The organism is Streptomyces sp. NBC_00019 (assembly GCF_045041015.1).
GTDB lineage: Bacteria > Actinomycetota > Actinomycetes > Streptomycetales > Streptomycetaceae > Streptomyces.
In genome coordinates this window covers 10,838,642-10,860,562 of the sequence record NZ_CP108302.1, presented here as the reverse complement: position 1 = coordinate 10,860,562, position 21,921 = coordinate 10,838,642, and the positions used below count along the sequence as shown (strand labels likewise).

Here is a 21,921-nt window from a genome sequence, read left to right as displayed (position 1 = left end):
TTGGGCCGGGGCGGCCTGGGCGTGCTGAAGGCCATGCGCATCCGGCCTCGAGTTCCGGACGCGGGGTGCCTCTATGTCCTTCGTCAAGGCACCCCTGTCGGGCTTTGGGTGATTCGGTCTTGCTGGGGTCATGCGGCGAGTTCGATGTCCACGGGCGTGCGGGGTTCGTAGAAGGTGCCGTCCCGGAGCATGGCGAACAGGACGCTGATGCGTTGGCGGGCGAGGCGGAGAAGGGCCTGGGTGTGGGTTTTGCCGCGGGCGCGTTGTTTGTCGTAGTAGGCGCGGGAGGCGGGATCGGCGTTCATGCAGGCGAAGGCGGAGAGGAACATGGCACGTTTGAGCTGCCGGTTTCCGCCTCTGGGTGCGTGTTCGCCGTGGATCGAGGTCCCGGACGACCTGGTCGCCGGGGCGAGTCCGGCGTAGGAGGCGAGGTGGGCGGCGGTGGGGAAGCTGGTGCCGTCGCCGACGGTGACCAGCAGGACTGCGGCGGTCCTGACGCCGACGCCGGGCATCGACGTCAGGACCGCGGAAAGAGGGTGAGCCTCCAGCAGGGCGTTGATCTGCGTCTCCAGGGCCCGGCGCTGTGCGTGGACAGCGGCGAGCGATGCGGCCAGGGAGGGAATCACGATGTCGAGGGTGCCGGTGCCGGGCACGATCACCGTCTGTTCGTCGAGCGCGGCGAAGACGTCGTCGATCAGCCGGGCGGCCATGCGCGGGGCCTTGGGCCGGATCAGCTCAACGAGCCTGCGGCGGCCGGCTTTGCGCAGCGCGGCCGGGGAGCCGTAGCGCTCCAGCAGCCAGGTGACGGCCTGGTGGTCCAGGCGGGGGCCCAGCACGCGTTCCAGGCTGGGGTGGAACTGGGTGAGCAGGCCGCGTATCCGGTTGGACGTGCGGGTGGCCTCGGCCGCGAGGTCCTGGTCGAAGCCGACGAGGACCGTGAGTTCGGCGGTGATCTCGTCGGTGAGTTCCAGCGAGCGCAGGGTGTGCGGCATGGTGCGGGCCGCATCCGCGATCACGGCGGCGTCCTTGGCGTCGGTCTTGGCCTCGCCCGGATACAGGTCGGCGATCCGGCGCATCGCGAGTCCGGGCAGGTAGGCGACCTTGCAGCCCGCGTCGCGGGCGACCGTGAGCGGGAGGGCTCCGATGGATGCGGGCTGGTCCACGATCACCAGGACGGTGCCGAACTTCGCGGCCAGCTTGTCGAACACGGCCCGCAGTTTCGGCTCGCTGTTGGGCAACTGCTTGTCGAAGACCTTCTTCCCGGCCGGGGTGAGTCCGTGGCCGTGGTGAGCGGTCTTGCCGACGTCCAGGCCGAGGAACACGCCCACGTCTTCGGTGTCGAACATCGCGCCCTTCCCGGGGAGTTGAACGTGCCGGCCTTGGCAGTGGTGTCGTACGCGCGCATCCACGTTATGCAGACCTGCCGCCCGCGAGCTGTCCGGCATTGCGCCGGACCGGGCGGTGGCCGGACCTCTGATCAGCGTCTCCGACGGCACCTCCCGGGCCCGGTGACACCACCCCCCAGGTCATGCCATCGACAGGGGGGAACAGTCATGCCGGGCCCGGAGGCCAGCGGCCCTCTTGCAGGACCGCGGAAAACATAACGGGGGGTGAGGCGTCGGCGATGAGGAATGATCAGCAAACGGCTCCTGCCTCTGGCCCAAGATCAACCTTTTCGCTAGCATCCGTTCGCTCTCGATTCACCTGCGGCCGCCGCCCGTTGACTTCGCCGTCCGCAGGTGTGACACCGTCAATCAGAGGATCACCAGGATGAAGAAGCACTCCAAGCTCATAGGCGCCGCTGCCGCCGGCATGCTGGCCGTACTCGCGGTAGCCGCCCCCGCCTCCGCCTCCACCTACACCGTCACCTACCCCGGCCCTCACGCCGGCGACCTGTGCACCGATGAGCCGAACTACTGTGACGGGTCGGCGTCGTTCGTCCGTGACGGCGAGCATCTGCTGGTCTGGGACAACAATGCCGACGGCCACTCGGTGATGGTCATGTACTACCGGTCCGACAGCGGCAACACGCAGATCAGAGACTGGAACCAATATGGATATGGATCCCGGCTCGACATCAACATGAGCCTTCCGGAGTCCGGTTGGGTCGAGTACCGGGTCTGCCTCGGTGAATACCCCACCCAAACGTACGACATGAACTCGTGCTCGGGCTGGCTGCACGAGAGCGCCAGCTGACCCGTCCGCCCGCCGGCCGTGGCGAGCGCCGGCTGCCGGTCCCCGTGACCGGCAGCCGGTCGCCGTCTGCACCATCACACGGTGCTGTGTCCCGCCAGGGTCTCCACCGCCCAGGCCGCCTCGGCCCGCGCGCCCGGCTCGGAAACCGCTTGGGGCAACGCGGTAGTGAGCCTTTCCCACCTCACGCTGACGCGTGGTGAAGGACGAGGAAACTCGAGGCAGCTCAAGCTGCCGTTCTCGTCGCCCGCCTGTTTTACTTCGCGCTTGACTTCCTCCTCCTCGTGAACGAGGAGGATTCCTACGGCTCGCGCCGTGGGGCTTTCTGTTTCATCGCCGACTGCCCGCCCGGAGAACTCCGTTGAGGTCTTACACCGGCTCCACAGACAGAAACCGCCAGCCCGGCGGCCAGAAGGTTGTTCGCCGCGTTCACGTCCCGGTCATGGGCCATCCCGCAGTTCCCGCACGTCCAGATACGGACGCTGAGTGGCATCCTCTCCCGCACGCTGCCGCAACCGGAACACAGCCTGGTGGAGGGGAAGAAGCGGTCTACGGTGATCACTTCCCGCCCGTACCAGGCGGCCTTGTACTCCAGCATCGAGCGGAACTCGCGCCAGCCCGCATCCGCAATGGCCCGGGCGAGCGGCCGGTTCTTGACCATGTTGGTCACGGTCAGGTCCTCGATCACGAGCGTTTGATTTTCACGCACGAGCCGAGTCGTCAGCTGGTGAAGCACATCCCGGCGCCGGCCGGCGATCCGCGCATGGACCCTGGCGACGCGCCGGCGGGCCTTGGCCCGGTTCGCCGAACCCTTGGCCTTGCGGGACAACTCCCGCTGAGCCGTGGCCAGCCGGGCCCGGTCACGGCGCTCATGCCGGGGGTTGGCAACCTTCTCCCCCGTGGACAGGGTCAGCAGATGGTCCAGACCGACATCGATACCGATGGCCGCGTCCGTGGCGGGAAGCGCCTTGACACTAGGGTCCTCGCACAGCAGCGAGACGAACCAGCGCCCGGCCGCGTCCTGGGACACGGTCACCGTGGACGGCTGCACCCCCTCGGGCAGCGGCCGCGACCACACGATGTCCAGCGGATCCGCCATCTTCGCCAGCGTCAGGGCGCCGTCGCGGAAGCGGAACCCGCTGGTGGTGTACTCCGCCGACTTCCGCGACGTCTTGCGCGACTTGAAGCGCGGGTACTTCGCCCGCTTGGCGAAGAAATGGGTGAACGCGCTCTGCAGGTGCCGCAGCGTCTGCTGCAACGGCACCGACGACACCTCGTTGAGGAACGCCAGCTCCTCGGTCCTCTTCCACGCCGTCAACATCGCCGAGGTCTGGTGGTAGTTGACCCGCTCCTTGCGTGCCCATGCCTCGGTACGGGCGGCGAGCGCCAGGTTGTAGACCTTGCGCACGCAACCGAACGTCCGCAACAGCTCCGCCGCCTGCACATCACTCGGATAAAAGCGGTACTTGAACGCCCGCTTCACATGGTTCACGGCCACGCCCACAACCTAGCCAGACCGCAGGCAGCGATCAAACGTGCCGGTCACGGCACTGCGATCCGCCCTGGCTGCGCATCCCAGCTCCATGCCCTGCTCCGCAGGAGTTTCGTTGCCTCCCCTGGCTGAAGCCGGGGGTATCCACGAAGGGATTCCGATGAGAGCAGCCTTCTGCACCTGCCTGGGCATGGTGATCGGGTCAATATTCGTAGCATGGCGCGTGCGGCGGACGGCTGCCCGGGCCGCAGCAGGGATCGCCGTCTCCTTCCCGGTCGGGGCCAACCTGCCCGACGAGGGACGCCGATACAGCCTGGGCCGGGTGCACACCGGACGCGAGTTCCGATGGGAGCCCCGCTGGTCGCGGACGCGGCTGCGCGAACTCCCGACAGACCTGCGCTACGTCCGCGCACGCGAAACGACCCTCCGTGAAATGTTGTGGCTCCCGGCCAGCGCGCTGGTGATCGAGTGCGAATCCTCCGCCGGGCCGGTGCGGCTGTGGGCCCACAGCCAACAGGCGGTGCAGGTTGTGGAGATGATCCGCCGTACAGGTGCCCCGAACATGAACAGGCCAGGACACTGAGGGGCCTCGCTTACGCCCTGAACGCGTGATGTCGGGCTTGCCGGTAGGCGGCGACAGACCCAGCTCGCGGCTTCCCGGGGCGGCCGGAGTTCGAGGATGATGTCCGCGTGATTCGGGATGGGTGTAGATCTTCTGAGGGTGCCTCGTTGGGGTGATTCGCAGAGGTTCGGGATGTGGTCGGTCGTGCTGACTTCTACCGTCGCCGGGGTCGAGCCCGCCGTGAGGCGTGCGGGTGCTGAGCGAGGGTGGGTGTGGTGTGCCGTCGTTGATGGAGGCGTTGGAGGCCAGGCGAGCTGAGGTACTGGGCCATGCCGAGCGGCTGCGTGAGCAGATCGCTGGTCTGTCCGAGGAGTTGTCTGGGGCCGAGGAACGGCTGGCGCGGTTGCAGATCGCGCGGGAGACGGTGGAGGAGGTGTTGGCCGCGCCGTCTTCGCCGGTGCCGGGCTCGGACGGCGCGGGTGGGCGTGACGGCGGGGTCGCCGTGGCGCTGTTGAAGGCCGAGTCGGAGCTGGATGTGACGGTGATGTCGCCGGAGTACCGGGAGATCATCGCCTTGTTCGCGACCTCGGGAGCGGCGATGCGCTGCAAAGAGGTCTGTCGGCAACTGGGTCTGGGGACCGAGCCGCGGCACGTCGAGGGGATGCGCTCGAAGCTGAAGCGGCTGGTGGAGCGCGGAATCCTGGCCGAGCCTTCGTCCGGGCTGTTCAAGGTCGACGGCCGAAAGCAGGGGTGGTGAGCGTGGTGAGGCCGTCCGATGGTGCGCTCGCGGAGTGTGAGGACGCTTTCGCCGCCTCGGCGGGTCTGTTCGCCGCGGCGTGTGCGGAGCTGGCGGCTCCGGAAGCTGCGGTGATGACGCACGCGCGGTTGGAGGACCTGCTGGGTGCGCGGATGCGCGAGGTCACCCGGCAGTTGTTCCAGGACCACCTGACCCTGCGGGCCAGGGACGAGGTGCGCCGTGAGGACGTCGTGGACGCTGCCGGTGCCGGGCGCTCCCGGATCGAGCGGGGCCGGCGCCGGATGCTGGCCACGGTGTTCGGCAAGGTCACCGTGGTCCGGATCGCCTACCGCGGCACCAGGGTGGCGGACCTGCACCCGGCTGACGCGGTGCTGAACCTTCCGGACGCACTGCACTCGCACGGGCTGGCCAGGCTCGCCGCGATCGAGTCCGCCCGCGGCAGCTTCGCCGATGCCTGCGAGCGGATCAACGCCGTCACCGGCTCCGGAATCGGGCACCGGCAGGTCCAGGAACTCGCCGTCGGCGCCGCAGTCGACATCGACGCGTTCTACGACGCCCTCGTGCCGGCTCCCTGCACCGGCACCACGCCGCTGATCTTGTCGGTCGACGGCAAGGGCGTGGTGATAAGACCCGAAGCACTGCGTGAGGACACCGCGAAGGCTGCGGCCGCCAAGGGCGGCAACGCGATGAAGACCCGGCTGGCGTCCGGGGAGAAGCACGGCAGGAAACGGATGGCCACCCTGGGAGCCGTCTACGATGCCGAGCCCGCGCCGCGCACGGTGGACGACATCTTCGCCGACCCCGACCGGCAGGACGACGCCGCCCACGGCGCGACGCCCGAGCGCCGCCAGGGGCCGAAGGCCCGGTCGAAGTGGTTGTGCGGCTCGGTGACCGACACCGCCGCGCAGGTGGTGTCCGCCGTGTTCGACCAGGCAGAGCACCGCGACCCCGGCCACCGCCGTTGCTGGGTCGTCCTGGTCGACGGGGCCCGCCATCAGATCGACCTCATCAAGGCCGAAGCACTACAGCGCGGCGTGGACGTCCACATCATCGTCGACCTGATCCACGTGCTCGAATATCTGTGGCGAGCAGCCTGGTGCCTGCACGACAACGGCGACGCCTCCGCCGAGACCTGGGTCGCCCGCCACGCCCGCACCCTCCTGGCCGGCGGCGTGCAGCAGACCGCCGCCGCCATCGAGGAAGCCGCCCGCACCGCCGGACTGCGTGGCGCCCAGCGCAAAGGCATCGACGAGGCCGTGAACTACCTGACCGGCAAGGCCGAACACCTGCACTACGACACCGCCCTTGAACGCGGCTGGCCGATCGCCACCGGAATCATCGAGGGAGCATGCCGGCACCTGGTCAAAGACCGCCTGGACATCACCGGCGCCCGCTGGGGCCTGTCCGGAGCTGAAGCCGTACTCAAGCTGCGCGCCGTCCGCGCCAACGGCGACTTCGACGCCTACTGGACCTGGCACCAGCAGCAGGAATTCACCCGCAACCACCAGACGCGCTACCGCGACCAGGTCATACCTACCTGATCGACAGCGCCCTCATTAGATCTGCACCCTTTTCTGTTGTTCATCGGTTCGTGGCTCCCGGCCGTTTGGTGCGCGGGGGTTGTGTGGGGGGTTCGGGTGGCTGCTCGGCATGCGCGTTGGTTGTCCGTGACGGTGGCAGGCGCGGTGTTGGCCGGTCTGTTGTCGACCACATCGGTGGTGACGCCGTCTGCGGCGGCGACTGCGGAGGATTCCACGCCGTTGGTGCCCTCGCAGTCGCTGGGGACGGTTCCGGCGCAGCAGGCGGAGGAGACGGGGAAGGCGCTGCCGGAGCCGAGCTGGCCCGAGGCGGCCGAGGCGACGGTGGATCTGTCGCAAGCTGAACCCGGGGAGCCGGGTACGGTCACCCCACAGCCGTCGGCCACCCCGAGCGAGACGGCCGGGGACGCGGGCACCGACGTTGCCGAGGTTGCCGAGGTTGCCGAGGTGGTCGAGGTGGCCCCCGCGCCAGCGCCCGAGGGTGCTGCCGCCCAGCTGACCGACATCCGGCTGGCCGAAGACGACGCCTCTCCCACACCGTCAGAGACCGCCACTGGCGCTGCGGACGCCAACGCGGCGGCGGAGACGGCGGATCCGGAGGCCACTGCTTCCGCCACCAGCGAGCCGGGCACGGACGCTTCGGCACAGCCGTCGGAGTCGGCATCCGGTGAACCCACCTCCCCGGCTGGCGATTCGGCCGATCCGGCCGATCCGGCTGCGGAGTTGGTGTCGCCGGAGCAGGTGGATGTGCGGGTGCTGGACCGTGCGGAGATTGCTCCGGCCGGTGGTGTGGGGCTGGGTGTGCAGGTGACCCGTACCGACGGTGTCGGTACGCCGGGCCTGGTGCAGGTGGCGATCGACTACTCGGGTTTCGAGTACGCCTTCGGTGGTGATTTCGCGTCCCGGCTGCGGCTGGTGAAGGTGCCGGTGTGTGCGTTGCAGACCCCGGAGGCGGAGGGCTGCACCGAGCGCGAGTTCATCCCGGTCGACAACGACACCGCGGCGGGAACGCTGACGGCGACGGTGACGGCCGGGCCCGACTCGAGTGGTCTGTCCACGCAGCTGGGCGCTGACTCGGGCTCCGCTTTCCTTGTGGGTACCGGTTCGTCGTCGGACAAGGGCGACTACCGCGCCTCGACCCTGTCGCCGACCGGGTCGTGGGAGGTGGCGACCGGTTCGGGTGCCTTCTCCTACAGCCTGCCCGTCAGCCTGCCCGCGCCGGCGATGGGGTCGGCTCCTTCGCTGGGGATGTCGTACAACTCGCAGTCGGTGGACGGGCGGACCTCGGCGTCGAACAACCAGGCGTCCTGGGTCGGCATGGGCTGGGACCTGAACGTCGGCTTCATCGAGCGCAGGTACCGCAACTGCACCCAGGACGGCCTGTCCACCATCGGTGACCTGTGCTGGGACTCGCCCAACACCACTGAGGAGCCTGATGGCGCGGTCTACGTCATCAACCTCAACGGTGTCTCCTCCACGCTGGTGCAAGACGGGACCGGCACCGGCCGGTACCACCTGCAGAACGATCCGGGCTGGCGGGTGCAGCACCTGACTGGTGGGCACGGTGCGGACGACGAGTACTGGGTGATCTCCACCCAGGACGGCAAGCGCTACTACTTCGGCTGGGGCCGCTCCGAGCGCACCAGCGCCGCCACCGCCTCCGTGTTCACGGTCCCCGTGGTCGGCAACAACACGGGCGAGCCGTGCCACGCCCAGTTCCCGGTGCCGTGTACGCAGGCCTGGCGGTGGAGCCTGGACCGCACGGTCGACGCGAACGAGGTGGAGTCGGCCTACTTCTACGACAAGGAGACCAACTACTATCGCTCCGTCGCCGACGTCGACCAGGCCCGCTCCTACCCCGCGAGCGGCTATCTGACGGCGATCGAGTACGGCTGGCCGGCCCAGATCACCGGCTCCAAGCCGACGGGCAAGGTCGAGCTCACCCACGTGGGCCGGTGTACGGAGCGCATGACGGACACCGATCCGCTGCGCGGCGAACCCGGCGCCTGCCCGTCGATCAAGACCACCCCCGGCTCCTACCCCGACGTCCCCGTCGACCTGCTCTGTGACGGCACGTCGGCGGACTACAACTGCGCGGGCAAGACGTACTATCCGACGTTCTTCAGCAAGGACATGCTGTGGGACATCAAGACGTTCGCCCTCAACACGGGCATGAACGGCTGGGATCTGGTGCAGCAGTACCAGACCAAGCACGGCCTGCCCAATCCGGACGGCACGATCGGTAAGACGCTGTGGCTGGACTACGTCCAGCGCAAGACCTACGGCAACGGCACCGACATCGTCCTGCCGGTGATCAACTTCAACGGTGTCGACCTGGACAACAAGGTCGGCTCCACGGAACTGAACTTCCGCCGCCTGGACACCATCCACGGTGATCTGGGAGCCACCACCACCGTTTCCTACGGGTCACCCAACGCATGCAGCATCGATGACCTGCCCACGCAGGCGTCGAACACGAAGGACTGTTTCTGGCAGAAGTGGACCCCTGAGGGCGAGACCACTGCGAAGTCCGGCTGGTTCAAGAAGTTCCTGGTCACGAAGGTGACCGTCGACCCGACGGTGACCGAAAGCCAGGACGGTGCCCCGGAGATGACCACCACCTACGACTACCAGGGCGGCGCCGGCTGGCGTTTCACCAACGACCCCCTCACCAAGGACGAGGACGAGTCCTGGACGGACTGGCGCGGCTACCAGCGCGTGGAGGTCACCTCCGGTACCGGGGCGGTGAAGCACTCCACCTTCCACTGGCTCTACCGCGGCCTGGACGGCGACCGAACTTCCAAGGAGACTTCCGACACCCGCTCGGTGAAGGTCTACGACGGTGAAGGCACCGCCTACACCGACTCGCCCTGGCTCCAGGGCAGGACCATCGAAACCTCCCAGCGCGACGACACCGGCAACTCCCAGCAGCGGGTTTTCCACCACTACTGGGACCACAACACCGCCCAGTACGAGGGCCTGCCCGACGCCCGCTTCGTCCGCGAGGACGAGACCACCACCCTCACCAAGATCTCTACCGGCTGGCGCACCCACGTCGTCCAGAACGAATACGACTCCGCCGAAGCAGCCTCGGGCACCTACGGCCTGCCGCTGCGCGTGGATGATCAGGGTGAAGCCGGCGTCGCCGACAACCGCTGCACCACCTACGGCCGCGCCTACAACACCGACCTGTACGACGGCTCCAGCATCCAGCGCTGGACCGTCCTGGGCGACGAGGTCCGCCACTACGCAACCGTCGGCAGCGGCTGTGACGGCCGCGCCAGCGGTAACCAGGACGGCTACACGGTCACTCTCTACGACAACGCCGCCGATGTGGCCAGCAACAAGCCGGTCGACGGCAATCCCACCGAGACCCGCACCCACGCCAGCGCCAGCACCACCGACTTCATCAAGGCGCGGTTCGGCTATGACGACGCGGGCCGGGTGCTCTGGTCCGAGGACGCGGACCGCAACCGCACCTCGACCACTTACAACCCGGCCAACACCTGGCCCGTCGACGGTGTCACCACCACCACTCCCAAGCCAGGCGACGCCGTCACCGACCTGCGCCCGGCCCTGACCTCCACCGTGTGGATATCGCGTTTCTGGGGCGTGCCGTATCAGACCAAGGATGCCAACGGAAAGACCACCACCATCAGCCTGGACGCCGCAGGGCGCCCCACCGAGGTGTGGAAGCCGACCGAGACCGGCTCCTCGCCCTCGCTGAAGTACAGCTACAGCATCCCCACCTCCCCCAGCAACGGCGTCCCGGACTCGGTCGACGGCTACCCGAGGGTCGCCAGCCACATCCTGCAGTCCGGCACCACCTACCTGACCGCCTACGCCTACTCCGACGGCCTCGGCCGCACCCGGGAGGCGCAGTCTCCGCTCCCGGACGATGAGGATGTAGCGAACCGGCAGGTCGCCGTCACCCGCTACGACACCTCCGGCAACGTCACCGGCACGTCGGCGGTCTTCCGTAACCAGGGAACCGCCGGCATTGGGGGACCGGTCAGCCCGAAGGTGGAGGATCTCCCCTCCTACACCGACCTGACCCTGGACTGGGCCGGCCGCACCACGTACTCAAAGATCATCGCGTACGGCGGGACCGGCGTGGCGAGGTACGGCTGGTCGAGCGCCACTTACCACGGTGACTACGCCACCGCCTCGCAGCCGGCGCGCGGCGACGTGGACACCTACACGGACGTGTTCGGGCAGACGTCGAAGGTCGTCGAACACAACGGCACCTCCACCTTCACCACCCAGTACGGCTACACGGCCAAGGGCAGCCTGAAGAACATCACCGACTCCCGCGGCAACCCCACCACCTACACCTACGACTGGGCCGGCCAGCGCACCGTGACGAAGGACCCGGACACCGGCAAATCCACCACGCAGTACGACGCCAACGGCCGGATCAGCAAGACCAGCAGCGACTTCGACGACATCACCGGCTGGGCCAGGACCGTCCTCACCTACGACTACGACAACCTGGGCCGCAAGACCTCGGTGACCAGCGGCAGCACCGTGGTCGCCTCCTGGGACTGGGACGGTGTAGCCGGCGGCAAGGGCCAGATCACCGCGACGGCCAGCCGGGACACCAGCGGCAGGAGTTTTACAACCAAGACCAACAGCTTCGACGACCGCGGCCGCCCCCTGAGCACCACCGTCACCATCCCTGCCGCTGTCACCGGCCTGGCGGGGGACTTCACCACCAAGTACAGCTACGACGCGGCCGACCACGTCACCTCCGTCAGCTACCCCGAGGCGGGCGGCCTTGACGCGGAGACCGTCACCACCGCCTACAACGACTACGGCCAGCCCCGCAGCCTCACCTCCGACTGGCAAAGCTACGTCCGCACGACCGCCTACGACGCCTACGGACGCCTGTCCGGCCGCTCCTACGGCCCCGCAGTCGCCACCAGTACCAACGCCACGGTCCAGCGCTCCTACGGTTACCGGGACGACGACGGAACCCGCTGGCTGAACAGCATCTCCACCACGACCAACTCCGGCCTCATGGGCGTCGTCAAGGGTGACGCGCAACAGGACACCTACAGCTACGACTTCGCCGGCAAGCTGACCGGCCTGCGGGAATCCGCCAGCGGCCAGACCGCGCAATCCCAGTGCTTCACCTACGACGAGCAGGCCCGCCTCACCAGCGCATTCACCCGCGGTGACACCTGCTTGTACAAGACCGAGTCGGACTTCACCGGGCAGGACCCCTACCAGACGGCCTACACCTACGACCGCCTGGGCAACCTGCAGTCCGTCACCGACACGAACAAGGCCGGCACGGCCACCACCGGCGACTACCTCTACCCCGGATACGACGACTCCGGCACCTGGACCACCGCCGACGCCGAACAGCCCCACGGTGTACGCAAGATCAACACCATCGCCTCCGGCACCACGACCGCGACCGAGAGCTTCCTGTACGACAACGCCGGCCAGATGACCCAGCGCGTCGAGACCGGCAAAACCACCGACTACGCCTGGACCAAGCTCGGTCAGCTCGCCACGGTCAAGACCACTACCTCCAGCGGCAGCGAACAGACCAGTTACAGCTACGACGCCGACGGCGGCCTCCTGCTCCGCACCACCCCCCAGGAGACCGTGGCCTCGATCGACGGCATGGAACTGCGCACCACCGACGGAAAAACGGTGACCGCAACCCGCTACTACACCAGCGGAACCACCACCGTGGCCATGCGCACCACACAGGGCACGACCGCCACGCGCGGCAAGCTCACCTACCTGCTGGCCGACACCCAGGCCTCCACCCAACTCGCCGTCGACGCCACCACCGGAGCCACCACCCGCCGCCGCTACACGCCCTTCGGCGACGAACGCAGCGGCACCCTGCCCACCGGCACCAACCACGGCTTCCTCGGCAAAACCGAAGACACCAGCACCGGCCTGTCCCTCCTCGGCGCCCGCGCCTACGACCCCGCCCTCGGCCGTTTCCTCAGCCCCGACCCCCTCAGCACCCCCTACGACCCGCAGAACCTCTCCGCCTACAGTTACAGCGGCAACGACCCCATCAACTACGCCGACCCGTCCGGCCTGTTCCTGGTACCCGCCGCCGGCGGCGGCGCGGAAGAGGGCGACCCCGCACCAGATGGCGGCAGCGAATCTGCTGGCAACGGCAACGGCAACGGCAACGGCAACGGCAACGGCAGTGGCACTCCCTCCAGCAACGGCGCAGGAACTGACTGCTCGCAGTACGGATACATGGTCCGTGACGCCTGCCTCGCCCAGCCATATACCGAAAACCACGACAACACCGGGTTCTGGGCAGGCGTTGCAGGCGCAGTGGCGTCCGCTGTCTCCTTCTCTGCATGTGAGACCGTCGCCATCGGAGCAGCGGCGCCAACGGGCGGTGCGAGCCTAGGCGCCACGTACATGTGCTTTGGTGCCGCCGGTGCCGCCGGCGCTGCCACATCGGACGCTCTGGACGGAGACGAAGAGTCCACAACCGAAGCTCTCGCCAATCAAGGTACAGGCGCCGTTTTGGGCGTTCTGACCGGGGGCCTCAACCAGGCAGCGAAAGCGCTCAACAAGCAAGCGGCGAGCATATGCTCCTTCAATAGCTTCCTGCCCGCAGCGCGTATCCTCATGGCCGATGGGACTGTGAAGGAAATTCAGGATGTCAAGGTAGGCGACAACATAATCGCCACCGACCCTGAAACCGGAAAGACAGAAGCGCGCACTGTCCTCGCTACTATCATCACAGAGGACGATAAGGAATTCACGGAAGTAGCAGTCAGAACGAGTGACGGTACTGCTGAGATCATCGCAACCAACCACCACCCGTTCTGGTCGCCGTCAGAACACGCATGGATCAACGCGGTCGATCTGGAGAAGGGGGCGACCCTACGCACGAACACCGGCGCGGTGGTCGAGGTTGCCGCAACCCACTCGTTCGACCGAAGGCAGGAAACGCGCAACCTCACCGTCGACGGCTTCCACACGTACTATGTGCTGGCGGGGGCTACGCCTGTCCTCGTGCACAATTCCACTCCGTGCGGTCCCGATCTGGATGCTCTTTCGCTGAGTGGGATGCGTCCGGCTAAGGGGAATACGACTCACGCAGGACGCGAATACCAGAAGCATATGACCCGCGGGGATCTGCCCGTAGTTCCAGGTAAGCAGTTGAAATCGGCGGGTCAGGACCTGTTGGATGACATTCTGACCAACCCGAGAACAGCTACGTCTCCGGTCACTTCTGGCAACTTCGCCGGCGGGACACGGTATATCATGCCGGACCCGGCCGGCGGGCGCGGGATCGGGGCGACGTTCGACGCTAATGGTCAGTTCCAGTACTTTGGGCGGTATTAGGTATGTTGGTAGTTCTGCCGTGGGCTGCTCGGGCAGATGGTGGCACCGGTCTTGCTGACCTTCAGAACACTGTCGTAGGAGAGGTCGTAAGGACCGCCCGCTATGTAGTGCTGCAAGGTGAAGTCTGGCCCGAAGGGCATAGGGAAGATCGTGCCCACGAAGTCGACATGGCCGTTGAGCTGGTCATGGGCAGCGGTAGCGCGCTGGTTCTGTCCTGGGCGATGGATGGTCTCAACGAAGGCTTGGCGATTGAATTCAGGAACGCCCGAGAGCTGGATGTCGGCTTGCCAGGGGATGCTATCGATGTGAGTGATCACGTCGATTGGGCGAGATTCCTTGGGGTGCCAATCGCGAGTATTACTCCCGTCTGGCATGTGCCTAACGAGGGGTGTTCGGAAATGCCTTGGTCGTTCCGCTTCGAATTCGCTAACGGGTCGAGCCTGGTAGTTGCACTGGGCAAGGCCGAAGGATCAGGATTCACGTACTCTCCTGATGATCTAGTTGTAATCTTCGAAAAGGCTCTTGCGGCTGCCTACAGGATTCCAGCGAGTGCCACCTCTTCGTACGGATAGGTCGAATCAAGTCTCTTAATTCTTAGCAATCATGGATTGAGCTTCTTGAGGCGTGGCTAAAGGCAATGCTGTTGCTTTACGGGTCTGCGGGTTGGGGGCGTTGGATTCGGACAGCTTGGGTGCCGGTGCGGGTGGGTTGGGGCCAGGTGCGGTGTTCGGCCCGTTTGAGTCGGTAGTTGGACATCTTGCGTTTGACGACGCGAGGCTGGCTGCGTAGGCGTCTGTGTGGCAGGACGCGTTCGAGCAGGTCGTGTTGGAGCCAGACGAGGGCTCTGACCAGCAGCTCAGGGGGAAAAGCTGCCCGGCGTGATGGTCACGCTGCGCCGGGCGGAGCGCAGGGTTTCGGTGAAGGAGATCAGGTCGGGATCCAGGCTGCGGGTGGCGGCGGTTCTGACCATAAGCTCGCGCAGCGCGTGGTGGACGAGCAGGTGGGCCCAGATCTGCTGCAGGATTCCGTCGGGCGTCTTGCTGGTGAGCACGATGCGGGCGCCGCGTTGATGGGTCTTGAGCTCGGCGAAGACAGCCTCTGCTTCCCAGCGTTCCTGGTAGAGCGCGGCCAGCTGGCGGGCGGGGTAACGGCGGGCATCGAGCAGGCTGGTCACCAGCCGGTAGTCCTCGCCTTCGCGGCTGGTGCCGTGCAGTTGGTAGGCCATCACCCGCACCGTGACCGGATCACGGTGCGCGGGATCGGTGTGGGCGTGGATGCGGGAGAGCCAGGACCCGTCCCGTAACTGCCGCTCGACGGGCAGGATGCGGTTGGCGGGCACCCGCCACAGCAGATCGGCGCCGCTGTCGGTGAAGGCCCTCTACAACGGAACGCCGAGGAACTCCCGGTCCGCCAGGACCAGTTCGCCGGACTGACAGGAGCGTGGCAGGCGGCTGACCAGGGTGACTTCGCCGGTGCGGCAGCCGGCCAGCTCGGCATCCAGGACGAGGTGGGTGCCCACCTCGATCAGACAGGCCATCCGCACCTGAGGAAAGGAGGACTTGTCGTGGCCACGGCTGTTCCCGGGACGGCCGAAGGCGGCCTCATCCGCCGCGCTGTCGGCCACGTCCCAGCAGGTGCCGTCCACTGCCAGCAGCCGCAGCCCTCGCCAGAAGCAACCCGAGTGGTCTCCGTGCCCATCGGCTTCGCGGTCGTGGCAAACAGCACCCGCAGCGGCTCCGATCCCAGCCGCTGGCGAGCCCGAAACAGCGACGACTTCGCAGGGATGCGCCACTCGCCCAACAGGCCCTGGCTCCGCAGGCCCTCGACCAGATGCCGCATCACCTCCAGATACGGAGCCGGCGAGAACAGGGCAAGGGCGAGCACGAAATACACCACCAATCGGGCCGGCAGCAGGCGTCTGCGCTGCTCGCCACGACCGCAAGCGGCCACCACACGATCCACCAACCCAGGCCGATACACCCAGGTCAGCAGTCCCAGCCCCGATAACTCGCCGACATCCGCAGACACCCGCACCACCCCCGGGAAGCACTACGCAGCAGCGTACGCCCGCAACTAAAACAACGGCATTGGCCCTAGGCGTTGCCGGGCCCGAAACAGGGACGACTTCGCCGGGATGTGCCACTCGCCCAGCACCCCCTGGCCTCGCAGGCGCTCCACCAGGGCCTTCTCCATCCCGAACGCGCCCTCACCGCCGGGGCCCGGCCCGATCTCCGGATGCTCGTGGGCCGCCCAACGTCTACGCCACGTGTACGCCGCGCCAACGCGCACGTCACCAACTGAACCTGGGCGTCTGCGGTCGCGGGCCGCGCAGCCCGCCTACCCTCCTGGTGTCACCAGGCCTGTCTCGTAGGCGATCACTACCGCCTGGGCCCGGCTGTTCAGGTCAAGCTTGGTCATGGCGCGGTTGAGGTGGGTCTTGACCGTCGCCTCGCTGATGGAGAGCTGGTCGGCGATCTCGGGGTTGGACAGGCCGCGCGCGATGAGTTTCAGAACGTCTACCTCGCGGCGGGTCAACGTGTTCAGGTCCGGCGGGGGTTGGGCGTCGTGCGCGGATCGGTCCTGTTGGGCATACGCCTCGACGAGCCGCCGGGTCACGCTGGGGGCGAAGAGTGCGTCGCCGCCCCCGACCGCGGCCACCGCGGCCAGCAGCCGCTCGGGTCCTGAGTCCTTGAGCAGAAAACCTGACGCCCCGGCACGCAATGCCCCGTACACGTATTCGTCGAGGTCGAAGGTGGTCAGGACCAGCACCCGTGGCGCGGGGTCGACCGCGTCCGTGAGGATGCGCCTGGTGGCCTGGATGCCGTTCATACCGGGCATGCGGATGTCCATCAGGATCACGTCGGGCCGTGTCTTGGCGGCCAGCCGCACCGCCTCCTCGCCGTCCCCAGCCTCGCCGGCGACCTCGAAGCCGGGCGCGGCGTTGAGAAGGCCGACGAGGCCGGCGCGGATGAGGAACTGGTCGTCGACGACGAGGACTCTGGTCATCTCCTGCGCTCATCTCCCCACCGTGCGCCGGTTGTCGACGTCGGCAGGGTCAGGCGGACCGCGAAACCCCCCTCGGCGCGTGGGCCGACGCTGATCGTCCCGCCGTAGAGCTTGGCCCGCTCCCGCATGCCAATCAAGCCGTGTCCGCCGCCTGCCAGGACTCCGGCCGGAATCAGCCCGTCTCCGTTGCCCGTTCCGTTGTCCGTGACAGTGACGGTCAATTCATGCTGCCGGTAGTGCAGTCGCACCTGTGCGTCGGCGTGGTGGGTGTGTTTGAGGACGTTGGTCAAGGCCTCCTGGACGACGCGGTACGCGCACAGTTCGACGCCCGGGGCGAGCGGACGCACGGTGCCCTTGATTCTCAGCTCGACCGGGACGCCACCGGCCCGGATGCGCTCGAGCAGGTCGTCGAGTCGTGCGAGGGTGGGCACGGGGGCGGCTGACTCGGCGCCGCCCAGATCGTGTTCCCGCAGGACGTGCAGGATGCGCCGCAGCTCCTCCAAGGCCTCGCCGCTGGTGTCCTCGATGGTGCCGAGCGCGCCCCGGGCAGTGGCGGTATCGGAGTCCAGGACGAACCGGGCCAGGCCAGCCTGCACGGAGATCACCGACATGTGGTGGGCGACGACATCGTGCAGCTCTCGCGCTATGCGCCCACGTTCGGCGGCGACCTCACGGCGGGCCCGCTCGGCCTGCTCGACGCGCAGCTGCCGGGCGAGTTCGCGAGAGCGGCGGGCCAGCGTGCCGGACCACACCAGCACCAAGCTGAACAGCAGGGCCTGGCTCACCACCAGCGTCATGGACAGGCTGTCGCTGATCACACCCACATACACCCACTTGGCGGTCATCACCGCCGCACAGCCGACGGCAATCCGTGCCGAATACACCGACGCCACCGTGTACAGGGCGAGCATCGAGCCCAACGCGGACGCCACCGGCCAGTACCCCAGGCTGATGTAGGCGACGCCGGCCAACTGCACGGCCGCGAACACCACCATCGGTACCCTGCTCCGAAAGGCGACCGGCAGATGCGCCAGGGCGAGCAGCACATAGGCAGGGGCGTCGAGTTTCGGCCAGCCCCGCGCCACCGACACCTGACCCAGCCGGACGGCCACCCACGTCATGGCGAGCGCGATCAGCGTGTCGAGGACGAGCGGGCGGGGCGTACGCATGCGCATCGCCGCAGCCTAAGGCCGGTGAACGCGCGGCGGCGTCAACCTTTCGCGGTACCCCGGAAGTTGCAGGAACCACTGCCGCGGAAGTCGCACGAACCGCGCGGCTACCGCGCTCGGTGGGGCCAGTGTTCCACCCGCTGTCGGACGCCTCCGCCGTGGCACCGCGCCTACGGTCGAGGACCAGCGGCACAAACCCACCCAACGGAGCGGGCACCAGGCCGCCGCACCGTCCACGATCAAAGGAGTGATCATGTTCCGGATCCGCCGATTGGCCGCCCTGTCAGCCGGAGCGCTTGTGCTGGGCTCGGGAGCCCTCATTCCCTCCGTCGCCCTCGCGGCGCCGACCTCCGTCACGCCTGCGGCGAAGGCGCAGGCCGGGAACAGCCAGGCCCAAGCGCCGACGAAGGTGACTCCGATGGCAGTGGCGCCCAGCTGCGTCACGTTCACCCAGTACCCGCACAGTGACATTTTGGGCCCTTACACCAACGTCTACGTCGACAACCGCTGCTCCACCGCCCAAAGAGTCAAGGTCATCATGCGCAACGGTTACGACAGCGGCTGCCTCCAGCTCGCGGCGGGCGAGTTGGACCGTAAATTCCGCTCCAACAGCAACAACAGCTTGCAGCCCTACGTCGACCGCCTCGAATCCTGCTGACCCAGCCACTGTGCACGTGCGAGGCCGACCGTTCCGGCCCCGCACGTGCCGCACTCGGGGGCAAAACGCTCGCCAACCTCGGCACCGACCTCGAAATCGTCCAACGCGTCCCAGGAGCAAGGGGATTTACAGGCGATCGCGGCCGTGCAGGCCGCGTACGGATGCAGCCAGGATGTTCTGGCGGGCCGTCTGCTCCCCGATCTGTCGCAGGCGACGGTGCGGCCGGATGCAGTGGACCTGAGCGGCGAAGGTCCAGGGGAGGGCGGCACGTAGCGTGCGCACCCCGGCTTTAGACATCCTGCCGTCAGGACGTAGGCCGATACCAGCCCGGGGGCAAGTCCAGTCCCGTCGGTAGGGGTTGTCCGTCCTGAGGCACCAAGCCAGATGGCTCGCCACCGATCACATTAGAGAAGCGGACGGTGCCGCCGAAGAAGCTCGCGAGGTCGAAGCGGACGGTGCCGCCGGAGAAGCTCGCGAGGTCGAAGTCGACGGTGCCGCCGGAGAATTGCGTCAGTTTGAAGTCGGCGGTGCCGTCGGTGAACAACACGCGGTCGAAGCGGACGGTGCCGCCGGAGAAGTGCGCACGACTGAACCGGATGGTGCCGCCGGAGAGCACCGAGCCGGAGAAGGTGACTTTGGCGCCGGAGAACACCGCGCCGGAGAAGTCGACGGTGCCGGAGATGTCCGTGCCGAAGAAGTCAACGGTGCCGCCGGAGAACACCACGTCGGCGAAGCGGACAGTGCCGCCACGGGAGAACACCGCGCCGGTGAAGGAGACCGTGCCGCCGGAGAACACCGCGCCGGAGAAGTCGCCGCCGTCGAAGACAGCGCCGGTGAAGTCCAGGTCGTGGCCGCGCCAGGAATGGGGGTGTTCGGGCGGGAGGCGGAGGTGGTCGCGAATGAGGCGGATAGTGGTGTGCCGCACCTCCCGCATCGCCATGTAAGCGTGCCGGGCAGACACATCGTCTGACGGTGGGTCGACCTCGGGAACGTATGTGTACGGCAGGCGGAGGTAGGCGCACAGCACGTCGATGCAGGTTTGACGCAGGTCGCGGGTGGGAGCGTCGTCGGCGAGACCGGCCAGGGCGTGCACGCCGCCCAGGCGTACTGCGGCGGATTCCTCACCGAGTTGGGAGACGGCTGTGGTGAAGCGTTCGGTGTGCAGGCGGGTGGCGTCTCGCAGGGCTCCGTCCTCGTCGACCCGCTGGCGTCGATAGGCCACGATCAGCGCGACCAGCGCACCGGCGCCGGCGACTACCCCGAAGGACAGTTTGACCAGGTCGAAAAGGGTCTGTGAGGTGAGCTGACGCTGGGGCTTGAGGCCCTGGGCGCCGAGCAGATCCCACCCGGCGAAGAACACCCCCGCGGCGATGGCGATCGCGGTGACGAAGGCCAAAGCGAGGACGATACCGACGGGCCACAGGCGTAGGCCGCGCCGTTCCTGGCGCCGGGGCAAGTTCGGACTCATACACCGCAGGACCATTGGGACGCCCGGCCGGTTGCAGCCCCTCGCCATCGGCACCATCACCGGCGCGCCCGGCTGGAGCTGCCCGTGTGCCCCGCCCGAGGACGGCCGGCACTGTCCCGAATGCCGCACCGACATCGCCCGCCAGCCCGACGGGCCTGCTCAAAGCCCTCTGGGTGCAGATCTAATGAGGGCGCTGTCGATCAGGTAGGTATGACCTGGTCGCGGTAGCGCGTCTGGTGGTTGCGGGTGAATTCCTGCTGCTGGTGCCAGGTCCAGTAGGCGTCGAAGTCGCCGTTGGCGCGGACGGCGCGCAGCTTGAGTACGGCTTCAGCTCCGGACAGGCCCCAGCGGGCGCCGGTGATGTCCAGGCGGTCTTTGACCAGGTGCCGGCATGCTCCCTCGATGATTCCGGTGGCGATCGGCCAGCCGCGTTCAAGGGCGGTGTCGTAGTGCAGGTGTTCGGCCTTGCCGGTCAGGTAGTTCACGGCCTCGTCGATGCCTTTGCGCTGGGCGCCACGCAGTCCGGCGGTGCGGGCGGCTTCCTCGATGGCGGCGGCGGTCTGCTGCACGCCGCCGGCCAGGAGGGTGCGGGCGTGGCGGGCGACCCAGGTCTCGGCGGAGGCGTCGCCGTTGTCGTGCAGGCACCAGGCTGCTCGCCACAGATATTCGAGCACGTGGATCAGGTCGACGATGATGTGGACGTCCACGCCGCGCTGTAGTGCTTCGGCCTTGATGAGGTCGATCTGATGGCGGGCCCCGTCGACCAGGACGACCCAGCAACGGCGGTGGCCGGGGTCGCGGTGCTCTGCCTGGTCGAACACGGCGGACACCACCTGCGCGGCGGTGTCGGTCACCGAGCCGCACAACCACTTCGACCGGGCCTTCGGCCCCTGGCGGCGCTCGGGCGTCGCGCCGTGGGCGGCGTCGTCCTGCCGGTCGGGGTCGGCGAAGATGTCGTCCACCGTGCGCGGCGCGGGCTCGGCATCGTAGACGGCTCCCAGGGTGGCCATCCGTTTCCTGCCGTGCTTCTCCCCGGACGCCAGCCGGGTCTTCATCGCGTTGCCGCCCTTGGCGGCCGCAGCCTTCGCGGTGTCCTCACGCAGTGCTTCGGGTCTTATCACCACGCCCTTGCCGTCGACCGACAAGATCAGCGGCGTGGTGCCGGTGCAGGGAGCCGGCACGAGGGCGTCGTAGAACGCGTCGATGTCGACTGCGGCGCCGACGGCGAGTTCCTGGACCTGCCGGTGCCCGATTCCGGAGCCGGTGACGGCGTTGATCCGCTCGCAGGCATCGGCGAAGCTGCCGCGGGCGGACTCGATCGCGGCGAGCCTGGCCAGCCCGTGCGAGTGCAGTGCGTCCGGAAGGTTCAGCACCGCGTCAGCCGGGTGCAGGTCCGCCACCCTGGTGCCGCGGTAGGCGATCCGGACCACGGTGACCTTGCCGAACACCGTGGCCAGCATCCGGCGCCGGCCCCGCTCGATCCGGGAGCGCCCGGCACCGGCAGCGTCCACGACGTCCTCACGGCGCACCTCGTCCCTGGCCCGCAGGGTCAGGTGGTCCTGGAACAACTGCCGGGTGACCTCGCGCATCCGCGCACCCAGCAGGTCCTCCAACCGCGCGTGCGTCATCACCGCAGCTTCCGGAGCCGCCAGCTCCGCACACGCCGCGGCGAACAGACCCGCCGAGGCGGCGAAAGCGTCCTCACACTCCGCGAGCGCACCATCGGACGGCCTCACC

Annotated in this window: 14 protein-coding genes and 1 pseudogene; 6 read left to right on the top strand and 9 right to left on the bottom strand. The window is 67.8% G+C overall.

What is annotated here, in order from left to right; all coding sequences use genetic code 11:
* Window positions 1-128 precede the first annotated feature (128 nt).
* A complete protein-coding gene (locus OHU89_RS50495; RefSeq protein WP_405644442.1) occupies window positions 129-1,346 on the bottom strand; it encodes an IS110 family transposase in 1,218 nt (405 codons plus the stop codon).
* 424 nt (window positions 1,347-1,770) lie between these two features.
* On the opposite strand from OHU89_RS50495, the gene OHU89_RS50490 reads away from it, so the two are divergent.
* On the top strand, window positions 1,771-2,196 hold the full coding sequence (locus tag OHU89_RS50490; protein WP_401897499.1) for a hypothetical protein: 426 nt from the start codon (window positions 1,771-1,773) through the stop codon (window positions 2,194-2,196).
* Window positions 2,197-2,494: 298 nt separating this feature from the next.
* Here the strand turns inward: OHU89_RS50490 and OHU89_RS50485 are convergent, their stop codons facing one another.
* Window positions 2,495-3,691 carry an RNA-guided endonuclease InsQ/TnpB family protein gene (locus tag OHU89_RS50485; protein WP_405653546.1) on the bottom strand — a complete coding sequence of 399 codons (1,197 nt, stop codon included), beginning with the start codon at window positions 3,689-3,691 and terminating at the stop codon, window positions 2,495-2,497.
* Window positions 3,692-3,908: 217 nt separating this feature from the next.
* Here OHU89_RS50485 and OHU89_RS50480 point away from each other — a divergent pair, with 217 nt between their 5' ends.
* The 4 genes from OHU89_RS50480 to OHU89_RS50465 all read left to right on the top strand — a co-directional run bounded on the left by OHU89_RS50480 (window position 3,909) and on the right by OHU89_RS50465 (window position 13,883).
* Window positions 3,909-4,268 (top strand): hypothetical protein, encoded by a 360-nt coding sequence (locus OHU89_RS50480; protein ID WP_405653543.1) that lies wholly within the window; start codon window positions 3,909-3,911, stop codon window positions 4,266-4,268.
* 256 nt (window positions 4,269-4,524) lie between these two features.
* Complete coding sequence (locus OHU89_RS50475; RefSeq protein WP_405638640.1) at window positions 4,525-5,004, top strand: hypothetical protein; 480 nt, start codon at window positions 4,525-4,527, stop codon at window positions 5,002-5,004.
* Between the two features lie 5 nt (window positions 5,005-5,009).
* Window positions 5,010-6,545 carry an ISKra4 family transposase gene (locus tag OHU89_RS50470; RefSeq protein ID WP_405654216.1) on the top strand — a complete coding sequence of 512 codons (1,536 nt, stop codon included), beginning with the start codon at window positions 5,010-5,012 and terminating at the stop codon, window positions 6,543-6,545.
* 177 nt (window positions 6,546-6,722) lie between these two features.
* On the top strand, window positions 6,723-13,883 hold the full coding sequence (locus OHU89_RS50465) for an RHS repeat-associated core domain-containing protein (protein WP_405653540.1): 7,161 nt from the start codon (window positions 6,723-6,725) through the stop codon (window positions 13,881-13,883).
* Here the strand turns inward: OHU89_RS50465 and OHU89_RS50460 are convergent.
* From OHU89_RS50460 to OHU89_RS50440, 5 genes and pseudogenes are all read right to left on the bottom strand, one after another.
* Entirely contained in the window at window positions 13,880-14,200 is a 321-nt protein-coding gene (locus OHU89_RS50460) for a hypothetical protein (RefSeq protein ID WP_405653537.1), read from the bottom strand. The two genes, OHU89_RS50465 and OHU89_RS50460, sit on opposite strands and share 4 nt — an antisense overlap.
* Window positions 14,201-14,739: 539 nt before the next feature.
* Window positions 14,740-15,507: pseudogene (locus tag OHU89_RS50455) on the bottom strand (IS4 family transposase).
* Entirely contained in the window at window positions 15,408-15,833 is a 426-nt protein-coding gene (locus tag OHU89_RS50450; protein ID WP_405655046.1) for a transposase domain-containing protein, read from the bottom strand. Before OHU89_RS50450 ends, OHU89_RS50455 begins: the two are co-directional and overlap by 100 nt.
* 387 nt (window positions 15,834-16,220) lie before the next feature.
* Complete coding sequence (locus OHU89_RS50445) at window positions 16,221-16,889, bottom strand: response regulator (protein ID WP_405653534.1); 669 nt, start codon at window positions 16,887-16,889, stop codon at window positions 16,221-16,223.
* Entirely contained in the window at window positions 16,886-18,064 is a 1,179-nt protein-coding gene (locus tag OHU89_RS50440; protein ID WP_405653531.1) for a sensor histidine kinase, read from the bottom strand. Before OHU89_RS50440 ends, OHU89_RS50445 begins: the two co-directional genes overlap by 4 nt.
* Window positions 18,065-18,311: 247 nt before the next feature.
* Here OHU89_RS50440 and OHU89_RS50435 point away from each other — a divergent pair, with 247 nt between their 5' ends.
* A complete protein-coding gene (locus tag OHU89_RS50435) occupies window positions 18,312-18,716 on the top strand; it encodes a hypothetical protein (protein ID WP_267013246.1) in 405 nt (134 codons plus the stop codon).
* A gap of 304 nt (window positions 18,717-19,020) precedes the next feature.
* Here OHU89_RS50435 and OHU89_RS50430 read toward each other — a convergent pair whose 3' ends face one another.
* Both OHU89_RS50430 and OHU89_RS50425 read right to left on the bottom strand, forming a co-directional pair.
* Window positions 19,021-20,184, bottom strand: a complete 1,164-nt coding sequence (locus OHU89_RS50430; RefSeq protein WP_405653527.1) for a pentapeptide repeat-containing protein — start codon at window positions 20,182-20,184, stop codon at window positions 19,021-19,023.
* 200 nt (window positions 20,185-20,384) lie between these two features.
* Window positions 20,385-21,920 carry an ISKra4 family transposase gene (locus OHU89_RS50425; protein ID WP_405654216.1) on the bottom strand — a complete coding sequence of 512 codons (1,536 nt, stop codon included), beginning with the start codon at window positions 21,918-21,920 and terminating at the stop codon, window positions 20,385-20,387.
* Window position 21,921: the final 1 nt, after the last annotated feature.

Excerpts from the sequence above, each read along its gene's own strand:
- OHU89_RS50440 (WP_405653531.1), bottom strand. The coding sequence starts at position 18,064 with ATGCGCATGCGTACGCCCCGCCCGCTCGTCCTCGACACGCTGATCGCG.
- OHU89_RS50490 (WP_401897499.1), top strand. The coding sequence starts at position 1,771 with ATGAAGAAGCACTCCAAGCTCATAGGCGCCGCTGCCGCCGGCATGCTG.
- OHU89_RS50435 (WP_267013246.1), top strand. The coding sequence starts at position 18,312 with ATGTTCCGGATCCGCCGATTGGCCGCCCTGTCAGCCGGAGCGCTTGTG.
- OHU89_RS50495 (WP_405644442.1), bottom strand. The coding sequence starts at position 1,346 with ATGTTCGACACCGAAGACGTGGGCGTGTTCCTCGGCCTGGACGTCGGC.
- OHU89_RS50430 (WP_405653527.1), bottom strand. The coding sequence starts at position 20,184 with ATGAGTCCGAACTTGCCCCGGCGCCAGGAACGGCGCGGCCTACGCCTG.
- OHU89_RS50445 (WP_405653534.1), bottom strand. The coding sequence starts at position 16,889 with ATGACCAGAGTCCTCGTCGTCGACGACCAGTTCCTCATCCGCGCCGGC.